Source organism: Caballeronia sp. HLA56 (genome assembly GCF_054655155.1).
In genome coordinates this window covers 1,317,601-1,339,300 of sequence record NZ_BAAHOB010000005.1, presented here as the reverse complement: position 1 = coordinate 1,339,300, position 21,700 = coordinate 1,317,601, and the positions used below count along the sequence as shown (strand labels likewise).

23 protein-coding genes and 2 tRNA genes are annotated in these 21,700 nt (G+C 62.0%); 15 read left to right on the top strand and 10 right to left on the bottom strand.

What is annotated here, in order from left to right; all coding sequences use genetic code 11:
* The first annotated feature begins 82 nt into the window (after positions 1-82).
* The 3 genes from fdxA (at position 83) to ACYQ47_RS25830 (ending at position 801) form a co-directional block, all read left to right on the top strand.
* Positions 83-406: a ferredoxin FdxA gene (gene fdxA / locus ACYQ47_RS25840; protein ID WP_459907576.1), complete on the top strand. Its 324-nt coding sequence runs from the start codon at positions 83-85 to the stop codon at positions 404-406.
* A gap of 140 nt (positions 407-546) precedes the next feature.
* Positions 547-622 (top strand) — tRNA-Asn (locus ACYQ47_RS25835).
* Between the two features lie 103 nt (positions 623-725).
* Positions 726-801, top strand: a tRNA-Asn gene (locus tag ACYQ47_RS25830).
* Between the two features lie 79 nt (positions 802-880).
* Here the strand turns inward: ACYQ47_RS25830 and ACYQ47_RS25825 are convergent.
* Genes ACYQ47_RS25825 through ACYQ47_RS25815 form a run of 3 tightly spaced genes read right to left on the bottom strand, consistent with a single transcriptional unit; the run spans position 881 to position 3,605 of the window.
* Positions 881-1,465, bottom strand: a complete 585-nt coding sequence (locus ACYQ47_RS25825) for a LutC/YkgG family protein (RefSeq protein WP_244825844.1) — start codon at positions 1,463-1,465, stop codon at positions 881-883.
* Complete coding sequence (locus ACYQ47_RS25820; protein WP_459907573.1) at positions 1,462-2,865, bottom strand: lactate utilization protein B; 1,404 nt, start codon at positions 2,863-2,865, stop codon at positions 1,462-1,464. The genes ACYQ47_RS25825 and ACYQ47_RS25820 overlap by 4 nt, the downstream gene beginning before the upstream one ends.
* A complete protein-coding gene (locus ACYQ47_RS25815) occupies positions 2,862-3,605 on the bottom strand; it encodes a (Fe-S)-binding protein (protein ID WP_250526077.1) in 744 nt (247 codons plus the stop codon). Before ACYQ47_RS25815 ends, ACYQ47_RS25820 begins: the two co-directional genes overlap by 4 nt.
* Before the next feature lie 129 nt (positions 3,606-3,734).
* On the opposite strand from ACYQ47_RS25815, the gene ACYQ47_RS25810 reads away from it, so the two are divergent.
* From ACYQ47_RS25810 to ACYQ47_RS25790, 5 genes are all read left to right on the top strand, one after another.
* A complete protein-coding gene (locus tag ACYQ47_RS25810; protein ID WP_244825847.1) occupies positions 3,735-4,481 on the top strand; it encodes a FadR/GntR family transcriptional regulator in 747 nt (248 codons plus the stop codon).
* A gap of 289 nt (positions 4,482-4,770) precedes the next feature.
* The gene (locus ACYQ47_RS25805) at positions 4,771-5,250 is read left to right on the top strand and encodes a CreA family protein (protein ID WP_250509318.1); all 480 of its coding nucleotides are present in this window, start codon (positions 4,771-4,773) and stop codon (positions 5,248-5,250) included.
* A gap of 266 nt (positions 5,251-5,516) precedes the next feature.
* Positions 5,517-6,203, top strand: a complete 687-nt coding sequence (locus ACYQ47_RS25800) for an AzlC family ABC transporter permease (protein ID WP_309845285.1) — start codon at positions 5,517-5,519, stop codon at positions 6,201-6,203.
* Positions 6,200-6,532, top strand: coding sequence for an AzlD domain-containing protein (locus ACYQ47_RS25795; RefSeq protein WP_250465282.1), 333 nt, complete (start codon positions 6,200-6,202; stop codon positions 6,530-6,532). The genes ACYQ47_RS25800 and ACYQ47_RS25795 overlap by 4 nt, the downstream gene beginning before the upstream one ends.
* 146 nt (positions 6,533-6,678) lie before the next feature.
* On the top strand, positions 6,679-7,443 hold the full coding sequence (locus ACYQ47_RS25790; protein ID WP_244825852.1) for a DUF4088 family protein: 765 nt from the start codon (positions 6,679-6,681) through the stop codon (positions 7,441-7,443).
* A gap of 24 nt (positions 7,444-7,467) precedes the next feature.
* On the opposite strand, the gene ACYQ47_RS25785 is transcribed toward ACYQ47_RS25790, so the two are convergent.
* The 3 genes from ACYQ47_RS25785 to ACYQ47_RS25775 all read right to left on the bottom strand — a co-directional run bounded on the left by ACYQ47_RS25785 (position 7,468) and on the right by ACYQ47_RS25775 (position 10,450).
* Entirely contained in the window at positions 7,468-9,633 is a 2,166-nt protein-coding gene (locus ACYQ47_RS25785) for an ATP-dependent helicase (protein ID WP_284503805.1), read from the bottom strand.
* A gap of 108 nt (positions 9,634-9,741) precedes the next feature.
* The gene (locus tag ACYQ47_RS25780; protein ID WP_459907569.1) at positions 9,742-10,002 is read right to left on the bottom strand and encodes a hypothetical protein; all 261 of its coding nucleotides are present in this window, start codon (positions 10,000-10,002) and stop codon (positions 9,742-9,744) included.
* A 73-nt stretch (positions 10,003-10,075) separates the two neighbouring features.
* A complete protein-coding gene (locus ACYQ47_RS25775) occupies positions 10,076-10,450 on the bottom strand; it encodes a hypothetical protein (RefSeq protein WP_244825857.1) in 375 nt (124 codons plus the stop codon).
* A gap of 344 nt (positions 10,451-10,794) precedes the next feature.
* Here ACYQ47_RS25775 and ACYQ47_RS25770 point away from each other — a divergent pair, with 344 nt between their 5' ends.
* From ACYQ47_RS25770 to fumC, 4 genes are all read left to right on the top strand, one after another.
* On the top strand, positions 10,795-11,016 hold the full coding sequence (locus ACYQ47_RS25770) for an RNA-binding S4 domain-containing protein (RefSeq protein WP_244825859.1): 222 nt from the start codon (positions 10,795-10,797) through the stop codon (positions 11,014-11,016).
* A 28-nt stretch (positions 11,017-11,044) separates the two neighbouring features.
* Positions 11,045-12,475 (top strand): MATE family efflux transporter, encoded by a 1,431-nt coding sequence (locus ACYQ47_RS25765; RefSeq protein ID WP_459907566.1) that lies wholly within the window; start codon positions 11,045-11,047, stop codon positions 12,473-12,475.
* Positions 12,476-12,836: 361 nt separating this feature from the next.
* Complete coding sequence (locus tag ACYQ47_RS25760; RefSeq protein WP_459907564.1) at positions 12,837-14,513, top strand: phospholipase D family protein; 1,677 nt, start codon at positions 12,837-12,839, stop codon at positions 14,511-14,513.
* 53 nt (positions 14,514-14,566) lie between these two features.
* Positions 14,567-15,973: a class II fumarate hydratase gene (gene fumC / locus ACYQ47_RS25755; protein WP_250492618.1), complete on the top strand. Its 1,407-nt coding sequence runs from the start codon at positions 14,567-14,569 to the stop codon at positions 15,971-15,973.
* A 59-nt stretch (positions 15,974-16,032) separates the two neighbouring features.
* Here the strand turns inward: fumC and ACYQ47_RS25750 are convergent, their stop codons facing one another.
* The gene (locus ACYQ47_RS25750; protein WP_250465286.1) at positions 16,033-16,566 is read right to left on the bottom strand and encodes an acyl-CoA thioesterase; all 534 of its coding nucleotides are present in this window, start codon (positions 16,564-16,566) and stop codon (positions 16,033-16,035) included.
* Between the two features lie 77 nt (positions 16,567-16,643).
* Positions 16,644-16,790 carry a hypothetical protein gene (locus ACYQ47_RS25745; protein WP_459907561.1) on the bottom strand — a complete coding sequence of 49 codons (147 nt, stop codon included), beginning with the start codon at positions 16,788-16,790 and terminating at the stop codon, positions 16,644-16,646.
* A gap of 139 nt (positions 16,791-16,929) precedes the next feature.
* On the opposite strand from ACYQ47_RS25745, the gene ACYQ47_RS25740 reads away from it, so the two are divergent.
* Positions 16,930-17,652: an ArsR/SmtB family transcription factor gene (locus tag ACYQ47_RS25740; RefSeq protein WP_244825867.1), complete on the top strand. Its 723-nt coding sequence runs from the start codon at positions 16,930-16,932 to the stop codon at positions 17,650-17,652.
* A 62-nt stretch (positions 17,653-17,714) separates the two neighbouring features.
* Here ACYQ47_RS25740 and ACYQ47_RS25735 read toward each other — a convergent pair whose 3' ends face one another.
* Both ACYQ47_RS25735 and ACYQ47_RS25730 read right to left on the bottom strand, forming a co-directional pair.
* The gene (locus ACYQ47_RS25735; protein WP_244825868.1) at positions 17,715-18,686 is read right to left on the bottom strand and encodes a thymidylate synthase; all 972 of its coding nucleotides are present in this window, start codon (positions 18,684-18,686) and stop codon (positions 17,715-17,717) included.
* 146 nt (positions 18,687-18,832) lie between these two features.
* Positions 18,833-20,212, bottom strand: a complete 1,380-nt coding sequence (locus ACYQ47_RS25730) for a sigma-54 dependent transcriptional regulator (protein WP_244825869.1) — start codon at positions 20,210-20,212, stop codon at positions 18,833-18,835.
* 710 nt (positions 20,213-20,922) lie between these two features.
* On the opposite strand from ACYQ47_RS25730, the gene ACYQ47_RS25725 reads away from it, so the two are divergent.
* Positions 20,923-21,066, top strand: coding sequence for a hypothetical protein (locus ACYQ47_RS25725; protein WP_250509324.1), 144 nt, complete (start codon positions 20,923-20,925; stop codon positions 21,064-21,066).
* Between the two features lie 89 nt (positions 21,067-21,155).
* Positions 21,156-21,659, top strand: coding sequence for a dihydrofolate reductase (locus tag ACYQ47_RS25720; RefSeq protein ID WP_459907558.1), 504 nt, complete (start codon positions 21,156-21,158; stop codon positions 21,657-21,659).
* Positions 21,660-21,700: the final 41 nt, after the last annotated feature.

Sequence of the window (21,700 nt, the reverse complement as noted above, 5' to 3'; positions counted from 1 at the left end):
AGCCGCGCACGGCCCTGTGCCGCTGCCCATATGGTCATCTAAAAACGCCGCCCTCCCCCGAATTGCGCATGCAGGAGCCTGAATGACTCACGTTGTGACCGAAAGCTGCATCAAGTGCCGCTACACCGATTGTGTGGACGTGTGCCCGGTGGATTGCTTCCGCGAAGGTCCCAACTTTCTCGCGATCGATCCGGACGAATGCATCGACTGCGCCGTGTGCGTGGCCGAATGCCCGGTGAATGCAATCTATGCCGAAGAAGACGTTCCCAGCGACCAGCAACACTTCACCGAACTGAACGCGGAACTCGCGCGCAACTGGCCGAGCATCACGAAGACCAAGGCGCCGCTGCCGGAAGCCGACGAATTCAAGGACGTGAAGGAAAAGCTGGATCTGCTGGAGCGCTAAGCGGCTGTATTTGCCGCCCTGTCATTTGTCGGACGCGCAGGATCAATCAATTTCGATGCAAAAAACCGTTATTGAATGAAGATTGAGCGTTGACAGCGCAGAAAGCGCTCCCTATAATTTCGTTTCTCTGCAGTAGATGTTCCCCGATAGCTCAGTTGGTAGAGCGCCGGACTGTTAATCCGTAGGTCCCTGGTTCGAGCCCAGGTCGGGGAGCCACTCAGTATCGAGCAGGTTCCAGACAGAATCAAAGGAAAACCCAGCCGAGTTGTGAGCTGGGTTTTTTGTCTCATCAGAGACTCGTTTCAAGCGTAGTAGCTGTTCCCCGATAGCTCAGTCGGTAGAGCGCCGGACTGTTAATCCGTAGGTCCCTGGTTCGAGCCCAGGTCGGGGAGCCACCCAGTTTCATACAAAAAGCCCAGTCATTCGACTGGGCTTTTTTGTTTGCGCAAATAGCAGTAGCGCTCTTCTAAGCATCTAAGCAGCAAGCCAGACAACCGTCAGCGATCGCACGCCCTGTGCGCCGCGAATCAGCACGCCCTCGATATCCGCCGTGGCCGAAGGCCCCGTCACTAGCACCGCATAACGGGCCGACTGAAAATCGGGTCGTCGATAAACCTGCTGCAAGCCTTCGACAAGTTGCGAAGGATCGAGCAGCACGACGAGATGCTGCACGATATAGCCGATTGAATTGACGACGTACTCCTTTTCGCTGAACCACACGGAGCCAGTCTCCGCCACGCCGAAGCGCCCTCTCACGACGCCCACATCGACATCCTGAAGCGACGACGGAACGGTATCGACCGTAATCGGCCGCGTGCCTTCGATTCCCGCCACCGCCGACGCCACCGCTGCGCCATCGCCGAAACGTTGCGCGATCATCGCGCCGACTTCGTCGAGGCTCTGCGCTTCCACGCATGTTCCACCCATGGCGATGAGCGCGGTTTCGAAGCGCGTGCGCAGATCGCCCTCGGGCGTCGCGAAGACGGGCACATCGGGGAGCGGGCGCGAAGCGGGCTGCGCCGCGCGGATCTTCGACAGAAAAGCTTCGCGAGTCGTCATTTGGCGATCTTCCGGTTTTTCTTGTACCACTCGTGGAAGGTCTCGGCGGGCGCTTCGGGCAAGTCACGCTGCCGGCCCCAGATGTTGAGCGGGTTGTACAGCACGAAGTTCGGCAGCCGCTTGAGCGCGCCGCCAAGCGATGCCACCGTCGCGCGATAAAGCGTCGGACTCGCGAGCAGCCGTCCCGCCATCTTCAACACTTCCTGTTTCACGAACGGCACTTCGTGGCGTTCGGCGATCACCTCGCGCCACTTGTAGATCTGTTCGTGAATATTCACCTTCACCGGGCAGACGTTGGTGCAACTGCCGTTCATCGTCGAGGCAAACGGCAGGCTGCTGTAGCGCTTGAGATCGTGCGTCGGATTGATGATCGCGCCGATCGGCCCCGAGTACGTGCCGCCGTACGATAGCCCGCCGCTTCGCCGATACACCGGACACGTATTCATGCACGCGCCGCAGCGAATGCACTTGAGCGAGAACCAGAAGTCGTCGAGCGCGAGGCGTTCGGAACGGCCGTTATCGACGAGGATGTAATGCATCTCCGTGCCCGGCCGAGGCGCGCGAAAGTGCGACGTGTACTGCGTGATCGGCGAGCCGAGCGCGCTGCGCGAAAGCATGCGCACGAACACGCCGAGATCGGCAATACGCGGAATGATCTTCTCGATGCCGATGGACGCGATATGCAGCGGCGGCACGTTCGCCGAGAGATCCGCGTTGCCCTCGTTCGTGCAGACGACGACCGTGCCCGTTTCCGCCACCGCGAAATTGCAGCCCGTCATGCCGGCCGTCTTCTCACGCACGAAGTACGGCCGCGTGTCCATGCGCTGGCTTTCGGCGAGATAGTGGATGTCGCTGTTGTCCGGATCGGTGCCGATCGTGCGTCCAAAAAGCTCCGCCACATCCGCGCGCAGCTTGTGCACGGCTGGCACGACCATATGGCTCGGGTCCTGGTGATCCAACTGCTGAATGCGTTCGCCAAGATCGGTTTCCATCACCGTCATGCCACGCGGTTCGAGATAGTCGCGCATGTAGCATTCGTCGGTGAGCATGGATTTGCTCTTGACGAGCGTGGTCATGCCGCGTTCGCTCATCAGCTTGTGGACGAGCGCGTTGTGCTCTTCCGCGTTGGCCGCGAAGTGCACCACGACGCCGTTCTTCTCCGCCTGATCCGCGAACTGCGCGAGGTATTCGGAGAGATTGGACAGCGTATGTTCCTTGATGCCCGAGGCGAGATTGCGCATCTCCTCCCATTCGGGAATACCGTGCGCCTGCGCGTCGCGCTTGCTGCGCAAGTCCCACAGCCGCTTGTCGTGGAACGCGACGTGATCCGACTTCTGCAGAAACGCGCCCGCCGCCTTCGCGTGATCGATTCTCACCGACTTGCCCGAGGTCTTGCTCATGCGCGCGCTCCGTTGAGAACCTGCGCGATATGGATGAAACGCGCATCGAGTTTGAGACGCTCGGCGCATCCCTGCTGATGCATGAGACACGACATGTCGCCCGACACGATGTACTGCGCGCCCGCGCCGACGTGATCGCGCACTTTGTCCTGACCCATGCGCACGGACACGGCTTCCTCGGTCACGGAGAACGTGCCGCCGAAGCCGCAGCATTCGTCGGGTCGCGCGGGCGCGACGAATTCGATGCCCTTCACGCCTTCGAGCAGCGCGCGCGGCTTGGAAAACGGCGCCGCCGCCACTTCCGAATTCGAGGTTTCGCGCAAGTGCCGCACCGCGCTGCAACTGTTGTGCAGCCCGACGCGATGCGGGAATTCGGCCCACGGAAACTCGCGCACCTGCAAGACGTCGTGCAGGAATTCGACGAGCTCGTAGGTGTTTTTTCTGACCTTCGATACCGCGCTCGTCTGTTCGATGGCCGTGAAGTGCTCGCGCACGTGATGCACGCAACTCGCCGACGGTCCGACGACGTAGTCGTAATCCGCGAAGTTGCGCGTAAACACGCGCTCGGCGCCTGCGGCTTCCTTGTGAGCGCCGCTATTGGCCATCGGCTGGCCGCAGCAGGTTTGATCCTGCGGGTAATCGACATCGAGTCCGAGGCGTTCGAGCAGTTCCAGCGTGGCGACGCCGATCTGCGGATAGAAGGCGTCGATGAAACAGGGCACAAACAGGGCGACTTTCATGGGATCCGAAACGGCGACTTGAGGATTGGGGGCCGGATTTTGGTAAGCTTGGTCTGACCAAGACTTTAAAGAGATGGCCCTTTCGTGTCAAACTCCGAAAGTCCCGATTTACCTCCACTTGCTCGAACGATGCCTTTTCAGCCCGTCCACTCGCATTCCTACGCCCGCGTGCGCTTGTCGGACGTGGTGTCGGGGCAGATACGCGAGTTGATCTCGAACGGCACGCTCCTGCCTGGCCAGCGCCTCCCCGCCGAGCGCGATCTGGCGGAACAACTCAACGTTTCGCGGCCGTCGCTGCGCGAGGCGCTTATTCGGCTGGAGTCGGACGGCTTCATCCGCGCGGTGGCGCGCGGCGGATTCGTCGTGTCGGATGTGACGGCGCCGCTCGTGTCGCATCCACTCGCCGCACTCCTCGAACAGCAACCCAACGCCAGCGCCGATGTCCTCGAATTGCGTCATGGCCTCGAAACGCTGTCCGCTGCCTACGCCGCCGAGCGCGCCTCCGAGGCGGATCTGACGCGCATCGCCGATGCATTCCAGGCGCTCGAAGCCGCGGTGGCCGACAAGAGCACGCGCATTGCCGAAAAAGACGCCGCGTTTCATCTGGCTATCGCCGACGCCACGCACAACGTCGCGCTGGCGCACGTCATGCACGGTCTCAACGAATTGGTGCGCGAGTCCATGCTGACATCGCACCGTCTGGTCGATTACGACGATGAAGTCGAAGCGAACCTGCTCGCCCAGCATCGCGCCATGTTCGATGCCATCGCCGCCCGCGACCCCGCCCGCGCCCGCGAATGCGCCGGAGCGCATCTCGATTACGTGCGCACGCTGTATCGGGATCAGCCAGCGCGCAGGATTCGCGTGATGGAATGACCAATCGTAACGTGCCGGTAAGAGAGCATAGGACTGCGCCTACACGTATTTAGGACACACACGGCTAACGCCCCGCGCGCTTCCTCGCGATACTGGAATTGTCAAAAACAACACGCGAAGGAGGACGACATGCCTTACCTACTCGGATGGCTGCTCGGTGTGCCGGTCGTGGTTCTGGTGATCCTGTATTTGATCTTCCATTGAATCGCCGATTGGCCGAATGCTTGCGGGAAAACAGCAAGGGCGTCGATACAATACGACGCCCTTTCTCTTTTTCCGAAGGATCACGATGAACCGCACTCTCCTCACCGCTACCGCTGCGGCGCTCGTTACCTTGTTCGGCGCGGCAACAGCGCAGGCCGAGGAAATCGCGAGCGTCAACACCAACTTCCGTTTCACCGGTTCCGACCGCGTGACCGTCGAAGCCTATGACGATCCGCTCGTCGCGGGCGTCACCTGCTACGTGTCGCGGGCGCGCACGGGCGGCGTGAAAGGCACGCTCGGCATCGCGGAAGATCCGACGGAATCGTCTATCGCCTGCCGTCAGGTCGGGCCGATCAAATTCACTCAGCCGCTCAAGCAGAAGACCGATGTCTTCTCCGACCGCATGTCGTTCATCTTCAAGACGCTGCACGTGGTGCGCGTGGTCGACGCCAAACGCAATACGCTCGTCTACTTGACCTACAGCGACCGCATTGCGACCGGTAGTCCGAAGAACAGCGTGACGGCGGTGCCGGTTCCCGAAGGCACGACCATTCCCGTGAAGTGAAGGAAGTGAAGCGATGCGCGCGCTCCGCCGCGCCCACAATGAAGTTGTAAACTGTACGACTTGCCGGCAGGCTGGTTGAAACCATCACGCGAGCCACGAGCGCCGCACGATCGTACAAGCCCGATGCTTACTGCATGCCTTATCCTCCCGGCGACCGATATGACTGCCCAAGCGCTCATATTGGCTTATAACGGAGGCACGATTTGAAAGCAGTATCCACCCCCGCGCTGCGGGAATTCGCCGCCGGCGCGCGCGACACCATTCCAATGATGGTCGGCGCCGCGCCCTTCGGCGTCATCTTCGGCACGCTCGTCACGGCGAGCCCGCTCACGCTCTGGCACGGCCAGTTGATGTCGCTCGCGGTGTTCGCGGGCTCGGCGCAGTTCATCGCCATCGGCATGATCGCGGGACACGCGAGCTTCATCGTGATCTGGGCGACGACCTTCGTCATCAACTTGCGGCACGTCCTTTATTCGGCGACGCTCGCGCCTTATGTCGCGCATCTGCCCGCGCGCTGGCGCTGGACGCTGTCGGGTCTGCTCACCGACGAAGTGTTCGCCGTCGCTTACGCGCATTACCAGAAGCGCGCGCCGGGCGAAATCGGCCCGCACTACTTCTTCGGCTCCGGCCTCTCGATGTATCTGAACTGGCAACTGTGGACGCTCGTCGGCTTGCTCTTCGGCGCCGCATTCCCAGGGCTCAAGTCGCTCGGGCTGGACTTCGCGATGGTCGCGACGTTCATCGCCATCATCGTGCCGCAACTGGTGGCCGTGCGCTTTGTCGCGGCGGCGATTGCATCGGGCGTGCTGTCGTTCGCGTGGCAGGACTGGCCATACAAGCTCGGCTTGCTTGCGGCGGTGCTGGTGGGAATCGGAGTCGGCATGGCGATCACGCTGATGGAACGACGCGAGCGTGAATCGAACGGCGATAACCGCAAGGAGCGCGCACGATGACCACATCGAACTATGTGCTGCTGATTCTCGGCATGGCGCTCGTCACGTATCTGATCCGCGCGGCCGTCTTCGTGCTGGGCGAGCGGTTGCCGTTTCCGCCCATCGTGCGCACGGCGCTCGGCTTCGTGCCGGTGACGGTGCTGACCGCGATCATCGTGCCGATGACCGTCTCGCCGCACGGCAACGGCGCGGAAATCACCTGGCGCAACCCGCAACTCGTGGCCGCCGTGGTTGCGGTGGCCGTGTGCGCGTGGACCAGGCGGCCCTTACTTACCATCGGGGTGTCGCTCGCGGTTTTCTTCGTTTGGCAGTTCGTCGTCTTGCGTTAAAGGCTTCTTCGCGCAACGGCTTTCAGAACACCCTCAAGTTCCCGGCTGTAACGCCGTTATCAGAAACGAATGGACTCCGCCGTCGAAGCGGACGCCAAAGGCATTTCCCGCCATCGGGCCATCCGAGCGCGGAACCGGGAACCAACATGCGTCAAATAACCCTATCGTTTCGCGACGAGACCATCGCTTCATTGCATCGCGACTATGAGGCGTTCATGCGCCTGTCGCTCAAGCTCGACCCGCAGTTCGTCACGCCGACGTTCGAGGACTTTCTGCGCGCCAAGCTGCTCGACAATCCGACGCCGCTGACCGAGCAGGCGGTGCAGCGCATGCTGTCGCAAGGCCAGTACGCGTGGGCCAAGCGCGCGCTCGACAAGGAATTTCCGGATGTCGTCGAGATTTTGATCCGACAGGCGGCCGAACACGGTTTCGCGTTCGCGATCCGCTCGGACTGGAACGCCGAGGATCTCGTGAAGGCATCGCGCGAATGGGCGACGGCCATCGTCACCGAGGCGAAGGGCGATGCTTCGCAAGTCGATGTGCTCGCCTCGCAGATCAAGTCAGCCGCGATGGATATCCGCGAAGTCGAGGAGAAGATGCAGACGCCCGCATGGCGCCTCGCCGATTCGCTGCGTCAGCGCACCTATGAGACGAAGATCGCGGTGGAAAACAGCGTTGGCTCGAATGCGCGCGAGAAGCTCGGTGAATTGCGCTGTCTGCTGCGGCTCGGCATTTTTTATGGGTCGATTCAGAAGCAGGAAGCGCAGCAGGTACTCGAATACATTCGCTCGCTGCGGCCGGAGTTGTTTGTCGATGAACCTTATGATGGGTTCACGCGGTTTGCCGCATGGCTACGGAGCATCTTTGCGCCGGCGCCGCGCGTGCCGAAGACTTCGCGGGCGCAGCGTTAGGCGTGGACCGGGCGCCGCTTACCGCTAATCCCACATCCCCTTCAAGCGCGCCGCGATATCGATCTTCGCCTTAGCCGCGGCCGCGAGTCCCGCCGCCGTCGGCGCGGCGGCGACCGGAACCGGCGGCCACGCGGTGGCTTCGAAGTTCTGCATCAGATGCTGCGGAATGAAGCGCGTGCGTTGCGCCCACACGTGCCGGTCGCCCAGATGCGTCTGGTTGTGCACGTAAAAGCGCTGCGGCGTGACGATATGCAGATCTTCCTTCGCGCGCGTCATCGCCACATAAAGCAGCCGCCGCTCTTCGTCGATTTCCTCGTCGCTACCCGTGCCCAGATCGGATGGAATGCAGCCGTCCACGCCGTTCAGCACGAAAACGTTGCGCCATTCCTGCCCCTTCGCCGAATGGATTGTCGAGAGAATCAAATAGTCTTCGTCGATGAGAGGCACGCCGGACTCGTCGCTGGTCGCATCGGGCGGATCGAGCGTGAGTTCGGTGAGAAAGCGCTCGCGCGTGGGATAGGTCGACGCGATGCTCTCCATCTGCAATACGTCGCCAATACGAATGGCCGCGTCTTCGTGATTGCGTTCGAGATGCGGCTCGTACCATCGGCGGATCATTTCGAACTCCGCCGGCCAGCCGCTCTCGCGGCCGCAGAGTTTCGCCATCAGGCCGACGAAACGCGGCCAGTCTTCGCTGGCGCGGGCGGGCGCATGGAAGGCGGCAATCGCATTCGATGAACGTTCGGCTTGCGCCACGCTGTCCAGCAGCCGCCCGGCGATGGCCGGCCCGACGCCCGGCAGCAATTGCGCCACGCGAAAGCCGGCGACACGATCGCGCGGATTTTCCGCCCAGCGCAATACGGCGAGTACGTCCTTGACGTGCACGGAGTCGAGAAACTTGAGCCCGCCGAATTTCACGAACGGAATGTTCTTGCGCGTGAGTTCGATTTCGAGCGTCGCGCTGTGATGCGCCGCGCGAAACAGCACGGCCTGCGACTTGAGCTTCATGCCGCCCTCGCGCGCCTCCAGCACTTGCTCGACGATATAGCGCGCCTGATCGGCTTCATCGGCGACACTCACCACGCGCGGTTTTTGCGCCGATGCCTTGTCGGTCCAGAGGTTCTTCGTATAGCGCTCGGTGGCCATGCCGATCACCGCGTTGGACGCTTCGAGAATGGGCTGCGTCGAACGATAGTTGCGATCGAGCGTGACGGTCGCGGCGGGCGGGTCGAAGTGCCGCGGAAAATCGAGAATATTGCGCACTGTTGCGCCGCGAAACGAGTAGATGGACTGCGCATCGTCGCCGACGACGGTGAGGCCGCGGCCGTCCGGTTTCATCGCCAGAAGAATGGTGGCCTGAAGGCGGTTGGTGTCCTGATATTCGTCGACGAGCACGTGATCGAAGCGGCTCGACAGATCGGCGGCGATCGTCGGCTCGGCCGCGAGATGCGACCAGTAAAGCAAGAGGTCGTCGTAATCGAGCACGCTTTGCGTCTGTTTGGCCGCGACGTAGGCGGCGAAGAGACGCTTCAAGTCCGCCTCCCACTCGCGGCACCACGGATACGACTGATCCAGCACGGCGGCAAGCGAGGCGCCCGTGTTGACCACGCGCGAATAAATGCTGAAGCACGTGGACTTGGCGGGAAAGCGCTTCTCTTTCGACGATAACCCGAGCTCGTGGCGCACGAGGTTCATGAGATCGGCGGAGTCTTCGCGGTCGTTGATGGTGAACGACGGCGCGAGCCCGACGAGATCGGCGTAATCGCGCAGCAAACGCGCGCCAACGCTATGGAACGTGCCTGACCACGTGAGACCTTGCGCGATGGCGGCCTTGGTGCCCAGCGCGTTCATGGCGATGCGCGTGACGCGACGCGTCATCTCGACGGCGGCGCGGCGCGAGAAAGTAAGCAAAAGGATGCGATGCGGGTCGGCGCCTTTCACCAGCAGATGCGCGACGCGGTGCGCCAGCGTGTTGGTCTTGCCAGACCCCGCGCCCGCGATGACGAGAAGCGGTCCGCCGCAGCGGTTGGGTTCATCGACGCCGAATTCGACGGCGTGGCGCTGCGCCTCGTTGAGCTTGGCGAGATAGGCGGCGACCTGGGCTTCGGCTGCGTCGGCGGTGGCGGTTTCTTCAGGGAGCGTCAGCACGGGAAGAGGCGCAAAAAAGTGTGACGTGTACTGTATATCCATACAGACTGGAGACGCAAGGGTTTGCGCTCAACGGTTGGTTATGCAAAAAAAACGGCCCAGCGGGTTGCACCCGACTGGACCATTCGCACTACCCGAACAACCGTCCTGCTAATCCGCCTTCTTCGCGTTCTTGAGCTTCGCATCCGCAGCCGCTTCGTTCGCTTTCGACTGCGCTTCGGTTTTCTTCTTGTCGGCCTTGGCCTGAGCGACGGCCGCGTCCTTGTTGGCCTCGGCCTGCTTCTTCGATGCCTTCTTGTCCGCGCTGCTCGGCTGCTGATCGCTCGTCGTCTGCGCGAACGAAACCACTGAGACGCTCGCAAGCGTCCCGGCAATCACGGCGGCCAACACTGCATTCTTCGATCGAGTCATGGTGTGTCCTCCCTTTCTCAAGCCTCATGAAGCGCGCGCCACGGCACTGCGGCGCGCGTCCAACGCATCGAAATCAATGCTGCAAGCCCGTGTCCTTCGGCGTGTTGGATTCCGTCGCGTTCAACTCATCCTTGGCGGCGTCCTTATCCGCCTTGCGATTGATCTTCGCGTTACGCACCTGCTCCTTGTACTGCGCCTTCGCCTGCTTGTTCGCGGCCTTCAGGTCGGCCTGCGAAGCCTTCTTCGATGCCTTGTACTCCGCGTTCGCCTCGGCGTTCGCGTTGCGGCGCTGGACCAGCGGATCGGTCGGCGCGGGCGCGACGAGATTTTGCGGCGCAGGTGTCGCCGGTTGTGCCGGCACGGCGTCCGTAGTTTGGGCGAAAGCGCCCGAAGCGGCGGTCAGGGCGGCGAATGCGGTGCCGATCATCAGATTTCGAGTCTTAATCATGAGCGAGGTCCTCTCTTGGTTTAAGCGTCGGCGGCCATGAACTGCGATGACGCACGACTTTTGTCGATTGGAAAGATGACCGAAGCTGTATCGATCAAACTATCGGACTCAGCGATGCGCGTCCAAGTTCGACGAACCGAGTCGTTGTTACCGACCGTTTCATCTGGCTACAATTGCCATCGCGCCTGCTTTCAATACGATGACAGCGCACGCCGAAGTCCGTCATGCACCAGCACGGCGCGTGCCCAGCTATTGAGGGCGGCCACTGGTTTATCATTGACGCCTTCGCCCCGAATTCATCTCGAATCCACCTCGAATCAACCCGAGTAACCTCCGCGCCCGCCATGCCACCGCTTCAATTCACCCTTACGGGCGACTACGTCGAACTTCATAACCTGCTCAAGCTGATGGGGCTCGCCGACAGCGGCGGCTCCGCGAAAGCGCGCGTTGCCATGGGCGATGTCCGCGTCGACGGCAAAGTCGAGATGCGCAAGACCTGCAAGATTCGCGCGGGTCAGGTCGTCGCGCTCGATGGTCAGAAGATCCAAGTCCGCGCGCCGGAATAAACCGTCGCCACGAATGGCCGCTCAAGACATGCAATCCCATTTCACGCGCGCGGCGGCGCATCCGCCGAGTTTTTCGCGCCATGCCGTCGATACGGCGCGGCTCGCGGCGCCGCTCGCCATCGCGCAACTCTCGCAAATGGCGATGGGCGTCACCGACACCATCCTGCTCGGCTCGTTAGGCCCCGATGCGCTCGCTGCCGGCGGCCTGGGCGCGAACGTGTTCTTCGTGATCGTGACGCTGCTGCAGGGCGTGCTTACGTCCGTCAGCGTATCGGTGGCGCATGCGCGTGGCGCGAACGCCGAACATCAGGTGCCGGGCATCTACTGGACGGGGCTCGTGTTGTCGGTGCTGCTTGCGGTGCCCGCGTTCGTGCTCCTGAGCTACGCCGAGGCGATTCTCCTCGCGTTCCATGAACCCGCGACGCTCGCCCGGAATGTCGGTGAGTATTGCGCCGTGCTGCGCTGGGGCACGCCGGGCAGCCTCATCGGCATTGGATTGATGCGCGCGTTTCTGCCGGCTATCGGCGCGGCGCGCAGGCTTTTGTGGGTGTCGATCGGCGGTGTGTTCGTCAACGGTTTCCTCAACTACGGGCTGATTCACGGCGCCTGGGGCCTGCCGCGCGAAGGGTTTCTCGGCTCGGCTGCGGCGACCACGATCACCATTTGGGGCATTGCGCTCGCGCTCGTCGCGCTGTTGCATCTGCGGCCGCGCTATCGGCATTTCGTCGTCGCGGCGCGTCCGCGCATGCCGCTCATGGGCGAACTCTTCGGCATCGGCTGGCCGGTCGCCATCACGTATGGCGTCGAATCCACGCTGTTTCTCGCCACCGGCCTCATGGTCGGCTTGCTTGGCGAAGCGCCGCTCGCCGCGCACCAAATCGCGATCAACGTGGCGTCGGTGGCCTTCATGGTGCCGCTTGCCATCGGACAGGCGGCGAACGTGCGCGTGAGCTATTGGGTCGGCGCGGGCGTGCCGCTCGCGGCGCGTCATGCGGGCTTCGTCGCGCTCGCGCTCGGCGTCGGCTTCATGGTGCTGTCGGGACTCGTGCTGATTACCGTGCCGCGCGCGATCGTCGGGCTGTATCTGCATCTCGGCGATCCGAAAAACGCGCAGACGGTTGCGCTCGCGGCCTCGCTGCTGGGTGTCGCCGCCGTGTTCCAGATCGTCGATGGCATGCAGACGGTCGGTTCCGGCTGCCTGCGCGGCCTCAAGGACACTCGCGTGCCGATGCTCGCCGCCGCGTTCGGTTACTGGGGCGTCGGTTTTCCGACGGGTTATGTGCTCGCGTTCCACTTCGAACTGGGCGCGAAGGGCTTGTGGTGGGGCCTCGCGGCGGGGCTCGCGAGCGTCGCCATGCTGATGACGCTGCGTTTTCATCGAATCAGCCGGCGGATGGTCGAGACGGGAAGCGTGAAGGTTGCGGATGGCGCGACCGCGCCGGTTCACGGCCCGACGTGAGCGCGTAGTTCGAGCAAATAAGCATCACAACCGCTTTCCCACATACAAAGCACGAATCCTTGGTTGGAAAGACCAGCAGGCATTGTTAGGATGAACCCGTCTCCTCCTTGAGACTCCAGTGACAGGGGTTCAAGCCCGCTCCACCCGAGCGGGCTTTTTTTCGTCCGCGCTCCGGCGCCGATACGCGGGTCGCGTACTGCCTTTCCGGGCGAATCGTCCAATTTCCCATAGAATATTTCGAGACCAGCACCGGCGAGAACGGTAATTGCTACGTCGCGAAACCGAGCATCGGCATCGTCATGAATGCCGGGCCGTATCGAGACCACGAAAAAGAGGAATGACAGTGTCGCGAAACCGGGGAATGGATGAAGCTGCCATCGGTGCAAGTGCAAGTGCAAGTGCAAGAACGAGCAGCACGAGGAAGATTTCGAGTCGCACCGCGCGCCTCTTCGCAACGCTCGCGCTGACGGCACTTTGCGCCGCTTGCGCGACGCGCCCGCCCGCCACGGCGTTCGATCGCCCGGTGAGCCAGGCATTGCCGGCCAGCGAAAGCACGCCGCTCGGCGACGCGCTCGCGCCGCTCGAACGCAAGCACCCGGACCAGTCCGCCGTGCGTCTCCTGCCAAGCGGCACGGAAGCGCTGCAGGCGCGCATTGCGCTCGCGCGCGCGGCGACGAAAACGCTCGACATGCAGTACTACATCGCCGAGGAAGACAACACCGGCAAGCTGCTGCTCGCCGCCGCGCTCTACGTGGCGGACCACGGCGTGCGCGTGCGCATGCTCGTCGACGACCTGAACTTCAAGGACATCGACCGCATCATGGCGGCGCTGAACACGCATCAGAACATCGAGATTCGCGTGTTCAACCCATACGGCAGCGCGCGCGAGAGCATCACTGAACGCACGCAGAACTTCTTCTCCAATGTCGATGGCTTCACGCGCCGCATGCATAACAAGGCGATGATCGCGGATAACCAGATCGCCATCGTCGGCGGCCGCAATCTCGGCGACGAATACTTCAGCGCGAGTCCGACGCTGCAGTTCCGCGATCTCGATGTCTTCACCGCCGGACCCATCGCGCAAAAAGTCTCCGCGAGTTTCGACGACTACTGGAACAGCGCGCTGTCGTATCCGCTGCGCGTGTTGAACAAGCAGAAATTCGACGCGTCCGAGCTAGACAAGACGCGCGACGATCTGCGCGCACACTGGCGCGCGCAAGCCGAACCGCTCAATGCCAAGCCGCTGAACGCGACGCCGCTCGCGCAGCAGATCGCGCAGGAAGATCTGGAACTCGTGTGGGCAGAGACCGAGTTCTGGGCCGATTCGCCGTCGAAGATCGAGAACCCGAGCGAGGACTACAAGAGTCCGCCGATGACGCGTCTCGCCGACCTGTTGAAGAGCGCGCAAAGCGAATTCCTGATTCTGTCGCCCTACTTCGTGCCGCACGATGCAGGCGTGAAAGCGCTCGCCGATGTCACGCGGCGACACGTGCGCGTCGCCGTGCTGACCAACTCCCTCGCCGCCACCGATGCCGTCGCGGTCCAGGCGGGCTACGCGCCGTATCGCATTCCTCTGCTGCAAAACGGCGTGGAACTGTACGAATTCAAGCCGATTCAGATCCAGGGCGAAGGCCGTCCGCGCGCCGGGCTGTTTGGCTCGCAATCGCGCGCGAGTCTGCATGCAAAGGCGTATGTCATCGATCGGAGTATCCTCGTGATCGGCTCGATGAATCTCGATCCGCGCTCGGCGCTGCTCAACACCGAACTCGCGCTCGTGATCCATAGCCAGCCGATCGCCGATCAGACCGCGAAGCTGTTCGATCGAGGCATCACGCCCGAGGTGAGCTATCGCGTGGAACTGGCGAGCGCGGCGGTCATTGCGAGTCTGCAGCGCACCGGTTCGCCGCAATCCGGCCTCGTCTGGACGACGAAGGGCAAGGACGGCATGGTCACCTATAACTTCGATCCCGAAGCGGGCTTGTATCGAAACGTGATGACGGGCCTCTTCATGCTGCTGCCAGTCGACAAGCAGTTATGAAGCGGGCGGCTCGCATCGGCACCGAATCTGACTCTCGTAAGGAGCTTCAAGCAATGACACAGAACGCAAAGGGCGATGTACGCATGGAGAAGGACACGTTCGGCGAGATTGCCGTGCCGAACGACAAGCTTTGGGGCGCGCAAACGCAGCGCTCCTTGCAGAACTTCAAGATATCGACTGAAAAGCAGTCGCCCGAGCTGATCACGGCGCTCGCTATCGTCAAGCACGCAGCCGCCGACGTGAACGAAGAGCTGAAGGTGCTCGACGCCAAGAAAGCCAAGGCGATCAAGGAAGCCGCGCAGGAGATCATCGACGGCAAGCATCCGGACGAATTTCCGCTCGCCGTGTGGCAGACGGGCTCCGGCACGCAGACCAACATGAATCTCAACGAGGTGATCGCGAATCGCGCAAGCGAGCTGCTCGGTGGTGAGCGCGGCGAAGAGCGCCTCGTGCATCCGAACGACGACGTGAATCGCGGACAGTCGTCCAACGACGTATTTCCGACGGCCATGCATGTCGCCGCCGCATTTGCCATCGTCAAGCATCTCGTGCCGGCGCTCAAGACGCTGCGGGACACGCTCGACAAAAAATCCAAGGCCTTCGCGGATATCGTGAAAATTGGCCGCACGCACTTGCAGGACGCAACGCCGCTCACGCTCGGCCAGGAATTCTCAGGCTATGTCGCGCAACTCGATCAGGGCATTCGTCACGTCGAGGCAACCCTGCCGCATCTGTATCAGCTCGCGCAAGGCGGCACGGCCGTCGGCACGGGGCTCAATGCGCATCCGCAGTTCGCGGTGAAAGTCGCGGCGGCCATCGGCAAGCTGACCGGCCTGCCGTTCGAAACCGCGCCCAACAAATTCGAAGTGATGGCCGCCGCCGACGCGCTCGTCGCCGCGCACGGCGCGTTGAAGACGGTCGCCGCCGGGCTCATGAAGATTGCCAACGACATCCGCTGGCTCGCGAGCGGTCCGCGCTGCGGCCTGGGCGAACTTTCGATTCCGGAAAACGAGCCGGGTAGCTCGATCATGCCGGGCAAGGTCAATCCCACGCAGTCCGAAGCCGTGACCATGCTCTGTTGTCAGGTTTTCGGCAACGACGTGGCGGTGAACTTCGGCGGCGCGAGCGGCAACTTCGAACTGAACGTGTTCCGGCCGATGATCGCGCATAACGTGCTGCAATCCGTGCGTCTGCTCGCGGATGGCGCGCTCAGTTTCAACGACAACTGCGCGGTCGGTATCGAGCCGAACGAGAAGCGTATCGAGAGTCTCCTGAACGAATCGCTGATGCTCGTGACGGCGCTCAATCCGCATATCGGCTACGACAAAGCCGCGCAGATCGCAAAGAAGGCGCACAAGGAAGGCACGACGCTGAAGGAATCGGCGCTGGCGCTCGGACACGTGACCGAGCAGCAGTTCGATGAATGGGTCAAGCCGCAGGACATGGTCGGCAACAAGTAGCTTGTCGATCGATCACGAAGCCCGCGTGCGCATGCGCGGGCTTCACCGGTCAATGCGCTTCAAACCTTCCCCGCCGCGACCTCTTCCGGCTTCAGTTCGACGATAGCGTCGAGCGCATCTTTCACGTCCATCGCGTAGCGCGCGAGACGCTTCTCTTCGTCCGATTCCGGCACGAACGCGGGCACGGGCGTTGGTTGACCTTTTTCATCGACGGCGACGAAGACCATCAGGCAATCGGTGGTCTGTTCGAGCTCGCCGACTTTCGGGTCGCCCGCGTGCACGGAGATGTGGATATGCATGCTGGTGCGCCCGGTCGCCACCACGCGCGCGCGTAGCTCCACGAGATTGCCAACGAGAATCGGCCTGCGAAAGCGGATATTGCCGACGCTCACCGTTACGGCATACCGCCCGGACCACATCGCCGCGCATGCGTACGCGGTTTCGTCGATCCACTTCATCAACGCGCCGCCGTGCACCTTGCCGCCGAAGTTCACCGAAGTCGGTTCGGCGAGAAAACGAAACGTGGTTTCGGCGCGGCCCGCGCGAAGGGCGCCGGGTTCGGCGGGAGCGAAAGTGGAAATGGGCGTATTCATGGGCGTTCCGTTTTATCGAAGTTGCACGCGCTCTTCAAGGCGCATACGCCCGATTATAGGGTCGGCAAAAAGCTCGGCTAATTGTGCACGGTCACGCCTTCGTCGATGGTGCCGTACATTGTGATGCTGCCGCTGCCCGCGCCCGCCGAAGAAGGCCCGCCCGCGCATCCGGCGACAAGCGCGATCAACCCGGCGACGACGGTGACTGTGATGAATCTGATCATGCGAACTCCTTGCTGCCGCGAATACCGATACGAAGGGCCATTCTAGCGCCGGCTGCGGATGCATCGACGTTTCACCGGGCAGTGAAACATCGCGTGCGATTGCGCGCTAGAGTATCTGAAACGAATTCCGAGAAGCGCCATGAACTCAAGCCCCGAAGACTCTCGTTCCCGCCACTTTCCCGGCCTTTCGCGCATTGGGGCGTTGCTCGCCGATCCAGGCCGCGCGGCCATGCTCTGGTCGCTGATGGACGGCACCGCGCGCCCCGCCGGCGAACTCACGATGATCGCGGGACTCTCGCCTTCGGCGGCGAGCGGACATCTCGCGCGTCTGACCGAAGGCGGGTTGCTGGCGCTGGAAGTGAGCGGGCGGCATCGCTATTACCGGATCGCGACCGCCGATATCGCCGCCGCGATCGAAGCGCTCGCCAATCTCGCGCGCGCGAGCGCGCCGGAGCGCGAGCCGCAGCGGCCGCCGAGCGCGGTGCCACTCGACATGCGCTACGCGCGCACGTGCTACGACCATCTGGCGGGCGAACTGGCGGTGCGTGTCTTCGATACGATGATCGCTCGCGACTGGCTCGCCGCAGACGGCGCCACCGAACTCGAAGCCACGAAAGACGGCGCGCAGGCCTTCGCGCAACTGGGTATCGACCTGACGGCACAGCGGGCGCGCCGCAGACGTTTTGCGTGTACGTGCATCGACTGGAGCGAGCGGCGGCCGCACTTAGGCGGCGCGCTTGGCGCGGCGTTTCTCGACGCTTGCGAAGCGCATGGCTGGATCGAACCGACATCGAAACGCCGTGTGCTGCGCGTAACGCCCTCAGGACAGCAACACTTCCAACAATTTCTGTCGATGCGCTGAGCCAAACAAAAACGCACGGTTTTGAGCCGTGCGTCTTTGCGTCCTGCATGAGAAAGCGATAATCAAACCGCCATCGGCGCCTTCAAAGCTTCATGGTGTTTATAACCTTCGAGCGCAAAGTCTTTCGGCTCGATTTGTTCCAGCCATTCCGGTTCATAGCGTTTCGTGACAGCGTAATCCGGCACGCGATCCGAAATGATGAGCTGGGGACTCGGAAAAGGCTCGCGCTTCAATTGCTCGTTCAGCATATCGAGTTGATTCTCGTAAATATGCGCGTCACCGATGAAATACGTGAACCAGCGCGGCTTGAAACCGGTCAGCCGTCCGACGAGATGCAGCAGCGCCGCGCCTTCGGTCAAATTGAACGGCGTGCCGAGCCCGACATCGTTACTGCGGATATAAAGACACAGCGAAATCTCGCGCGTCGTTACGTTCGGGATGAACTGATACAGCAAATGACACGCGGGCAAAGCAATCTCGTCGAGCTTGGCCGGATTCCACGCATGAAAAAGAATGCGCCGGTCGGTGGGACGCTCGATGATCGTATCGAGACATTGCCTCAACTGGTCGATCGCCTTATACAGCAGCACCTGCTCGCGGCCGTTTTCGACGAAGCTCGTCACCAATTGATAGCCGCGATTGGTGGCGTCGGCGATCTGGTCGCCCGCGCAGGCATCCACGAGCTTGTAGGCCGGCCATTTGCGCCATTGCACGCCATACACGTCGCCGAGATCGTCCTCGCCCTGGCGATACGGATTCTCGAGCCACTGCGGATTTTCATTGGCGTTCGCGTCCCAGACCTTGCAACCGAGCGCGCGGAAATCAGCGGCGCTCTTCGAGGCGCGCAGAAAGCCGACCATTTCGCCGATCGCCGACTTGAACGCGAGCTTCTTCGTGGTAACGGCAGGGAAGCCTTGTTGCAAGTCGAAGCGCAACATCGCGCCCGGAATGCCGATGGTGCGGATGCCCGTGCGGTTTTCCTGCCACGTGCCGGTATCGAGAATCGTCTGGACGAGCTCGAGATACTGTTTCATTCGATGATCCTTGGAGGCGCGACGCGCCTGAGCGAATGCCGGCGCAAAAAAGCAATTTTACCAAGCGCAGCGCGCGGACGCTCTTCGTGACACAAAAGAAACGGGCGCTTGAAGCGCCCGTTCGAATGTCCTGCCAAGCCTGAGTCTTAGCCGCGCGTGGCGTGCTCCGGCGGCGCATCCACCTCGATATGGCGCATGCCATGCGCACTCAGCAACCGATACAGCGTGACGCGCGAGATGCCGAGTTCGTGCGCGGCATCGCCAAGACGCCCGCGATGACGCAGCAATGCGAGTTCGATGGCCTGACGCTCCGCCGCCTCGCGCGCTTGCGCAAGCGACACCGGCGCCACTTCGACGTATTCGCCCAATTCGAGATCGCGCGCGGTGATCTGCCGCCCTTCCGACATGACGATGGCACGCCGCACGCGGTTGATGAGTTCGCGCACGTTGCCCGGCCAGCCGTAGTTGTGGATCGCGGCGATGGCGCACGGCGAAAAGCCGCGCAGACGCCGGCTTGCGTCCTTCTTGAAGCGATCGAGCATGTGCTTCGCGAGCAATTCGATATCTTTACCGCGCGCGCGCAGCGGCGGCTCGTCGATCTGCAACACGCACAGGCGGTGATACAAGTCGGCGCGAAAACGCCCTTCGATCATCGCGGTTTGCATATCGACGTGAGTCGCCGAGATGATGCGGACATCGACGGGCGTCGAACCGTGACCGCCCAGACGCTCCACCTTGCGCTCCTGCAGGAAGCGCAACAGGCTGGCCTGACTTTCGAGCGGCAGATCGCCGATTTCATCGAGGAACAGCGTGCCGCCGTTGGCCGCTTCAACGCGCCCGATCTTGCGCTGATTTGCGCCCGTGAACGCACCGCGCTCGTAGCCGAACAGCTCCGATTGCAGGAGATGCGCCGGAATCGCGCCGCAGTTGATGGCCACAAACGGTTGATCGCGACGCGCGGAGCGCTCGTGAATGGCAACCGCCGTCAGTTCCTTGCCTGTGCCCGATTCGCCCGAGATGAACACGGGCGCGTCCGTCATGGCGACTTTGCGAATGGAGCGAAACAGCGCCAGCATGGCGTCGCACGATCCGACCATTTCGCCTTCGGCGCGGCCTTCGCTGCGCGAATCGTTCGATGCCGCGTCATGCAGCGCGACCATGCCGTAGGCGTGTCCCACGGAATCGACGATGCGATCGTTCGAAGTCGGCATCGTGACGTAGTCGAAACAATAGTCGCGAATCAGCCGGCGCACGGCGGCGTCTTCCAGTTGTCCGGAAACGGTGGCGGCGACCCAGCCGACGTTCGTCATGGTCAACGACGACTCGAACGCCGCCAATTCGTGAGACTCGAAGTGACTCGACAAGTCCAGCAGACCACCGATTGCCATATCGCTACGCAGGGCTTTCTTCGTGTCGCGCGCGCTCGCCACGATTTCGATCTGCCAGCCGCGTTCTTCGAAGCGCGCGCATAGCATCTCGCTGGGATCGCGAGTCACATAGATAAGTTGCCGCCGAGCGACGTCCATTATTCAGATCCTTTCTTCAACATTCGTTGAAAAGGTCGCGTAGTTCAGGCTCTCGCTGCATGCAGAAATCAATGTCCTCGCGCTGTGTGGCGAGCGGACTCGCGTTTCGATTCGTTGCCTCCGGGAACGACGCATCTGGCGCCGTGAACCCTTCCACGAATCCCTATTGACCGATTCTGCGCCATTTTCGAGAGACTACTATAACCCATAAACCCCGCAAACAAATATCGTCAAGGCCCATTGGACTGGTCACAAAACCCTGACAGGACGGGGCTGGCAAGAATTTCTCAATGAATTATTAAAAGCAAATGAGACGTTTTAATAAGACAAAATCTTATACCTGATTCACAGGAAATTCATGTTTTTCTCCCTTCGCGTTTCACGTGTGAAACGTTTTCGTCCATTCGGCCGCGATGATTTTCTGCCGTTTTCATCATGATCTTTGCACGGTAACGGATTGCGACAGTTGGCATGTATCTGGCTATATTCGACGCATGCGGACAGGTAAGAAATGCAAGCCGCATTTCGTTTCGTCAGCAGATTTTCAGCCTGGTCGCATCTCAACTCGATATACCAGCCGCCTGACTGTTTTATTCCCGAAACACTTCCGGGAATACTTACTCGGATATGTCGCCACGATGGCTTTCGATCATTCTTTACCGGATTGCGCGCCGACTTCCCGTTCGTCGGACGTCGAGGAGCGACGCGCCTTGTCGTGGACAAATGCGCGGGATGCAGCGAACACGAGCGACGCCGAATCGCACCAAGGGCAGTCTTCGAACTACGGCGTGAGCGTCACGCTATGGGACGAGTTCACGCCCGAGCGGCCGGGCTTCGATCGGACCAAAGGCTGAGTCGAGGCAAGACAGCGGCGGGCGTCGGTTAAAATCGCGGCACGGTCGCGCCTCCTGCGCGCCTCACTCCTGCACGACTTTCCGACTACATGACGACGCTGACCCTGATCGTCGCCCGCGCGCGCAATGGCGTGATCGGACGCGACAACGACCTGCCCTGGCGCCTCCCCGAGGACCTCGCTTTCTTCAAGCGCACGACGATGGGCGCGCCGATCATCATGGGACGCAAGACGCATGAATCGATCGGCCGGCCGCTGCCCGGGCGGCGGAATATCGTCGTGTCGCGCGACGCCACGCGTCGCTATACCGGCTGCGATACCGTCACGAGCTTGGCCGATGCGCTCTCGCTCGCCGCCGCCGATCACGCAAGCGAGGCCTTCGTGATCGGCGGCGCGCAGTTGTACGGCGACGCCATCGCGCAGGCGGACAAGCTGATCGTCACCGAGATCGATGCCGATTTCGAAGGCAACACGCATTTTCCGGCGCCGGACGCCGCGCACTGGCAGGAAGTCGCGCGCGATTCGCGCCGCGCCGCGCCGCCGAACGCGTTCGACTTCGCGTTCGTCACGTATCGACGCCGGGCGGACGCATGAACGAAGGCCCCGGATAGCTCGCGCCATCCGGGGCCTTTTTC

Coding starts and splice junctions, on each gene's coding strand:
- ACYQ47_RS25805 (WP_250509318.1), top strand. CDS start 4,771: ATGAACCGCACTCTCCTCACCGCTACCGCTGCGGCGCTCGTTACCTTG.
- ACYQ47_RS25750 (WP_250465286.1), bottom strand. CDS start 16,566: ATGAATACGCCCATTTCCACTTTCGCTCCCGCCGAACCCGGCGCCCTT.
- ACYQ47_RS25810 (WP_244825847.1), top strand. CDS start 3,735: ATGCCTTTTCAGCCCGTCCACTCGCATTCCTACGCCCGCGTGCGCTTG.
- ACYQ47_RS25770 (WP_244825859.1), top strand. CDS start 10,795: ATGCCACCGCTTCAATTCACCCTTACGGGCGACTACGTCGAACTTCAT.
- ACYQ47_RS25785 (WP_284503805.1), bottom strand. CDS start 9,633: ATGGATATACAGTACACGTCACACTTTTTTGCGCCTCTTCCCGTGCTG.
- ACYQ47_RS25815 (WP_250526077.1), bottom strand. CDS start 3,605: ATGAAAGTCGCCCTGTTTGTGCCCTGTTTCATCGACGCCTTCTATCCG.
- ACYQ47_RS25760 (WP_459907564.1), top strand. CDS start 12,837: ATGGATGAAGCTGCCATCGGTGCAAGTGCAAGTGCAAGTGCAAGAACG.
- ACYQ47_RS25765 (WP_459907566.1), top strand. CDS start 11,045: ATGCAATCCCATTTCACGCGCGCGGCGGCGCATCCGCCGAGTTTTTCG.
- ACYQ47_RS25740 (WP_244825867.1), top strand. CDS start 16,930: ATGAACTCAAGCCCCGAAGACTCTCGTTCCCGCCACTTTCCCGGCCTT.
- ACYQ47_RS25790 (WP_244825852.1), top strand. CDS start 6,679: ATGCGTCAAATAACCCTATCGTTTCGCGACGAGACCATCGCTTCATTG.
- ACYQ47_RS25825 (WP_244825844.1), bottom strand. CDS start 1,465: ATGACGACTCGCGAAGCTTTTCTGTCGAAGATCCGCGCGGCGCAGCCC.
- ACYQ47_RS25800 (WP_309845285.1), top strand. CDS start 5,517: ATGATGGTCGGCGCCGCGCCCTTCGGCGTCATCTTCGGCACGCTCGTC.
- ACYQ47_RS25735 (WP_244825868.1), bottom strand. CDS start 18,686: ATGAAACAGTATCTCGAGCTCGTCCAGACGATTCTCGATACCGGCACG.
- fdxA (WP_459907576.1), top strand. CDS start 83: ATGACTCACGTTGTGACCGAAAGCTGCATCAAGTGCCGCTACACCGAT.
- ACYQ47_RS25780 (WP_459907569.1), bottom strand. CDS start 10,002: ATGACTCGATCGAAGAATGCAGTGTTGGCCGCCGTGATTGCCGGGACG.
- ACYQ47_RS25795 (WP_250465282.1), top strand. CDS start 6,200: ATGACCACATCGAACTATGTGCTGCTGATTCTCGGCATGGCGCTCGTC.
- ACYQ47_RS25720 (WP_459907558.1), top strand. CDS start 21,156: ATGACGACGCTGACCCTGATCGTCGCCCGCGCGCGCAATGGCGTGATC.
- ACYQ47_RS25820 (WP_459907573.1), bottom strand. CDS start 2,865: ATGAGCAAGACCTCGGGCAAGTCGGTGAGAATCGATCACGCGAAGGCG.
- fumC (WP_250492618.1), top strand. CDS start 14,567: ATGACACAGAACGCAAAGGGCGATGTACGCATGGAGAAGGACACGTTC.
- ACYQ47_RS25775 (WP_244825857.1), bottom strand. CDS start 10,450: ATGATTAAGACTCGAAATCTGATGATCGGCACCGCATTCGCCGCCCTG.
- ACYQ47_RS25730 (WP_244825869.1), bottom strand. CDS start 20,212: ATGGACGTCGCTCGGCGGCAACTTATCTATGTGACTCGCGATCCCAGC.
- ACYQ47_RS25745 (WP_459907561.1), bottom strand. CDS start 16,790: ATGATCAGATTCATCACAGTCACCGTCGTCGCCGGGTTGATCGCGCTT.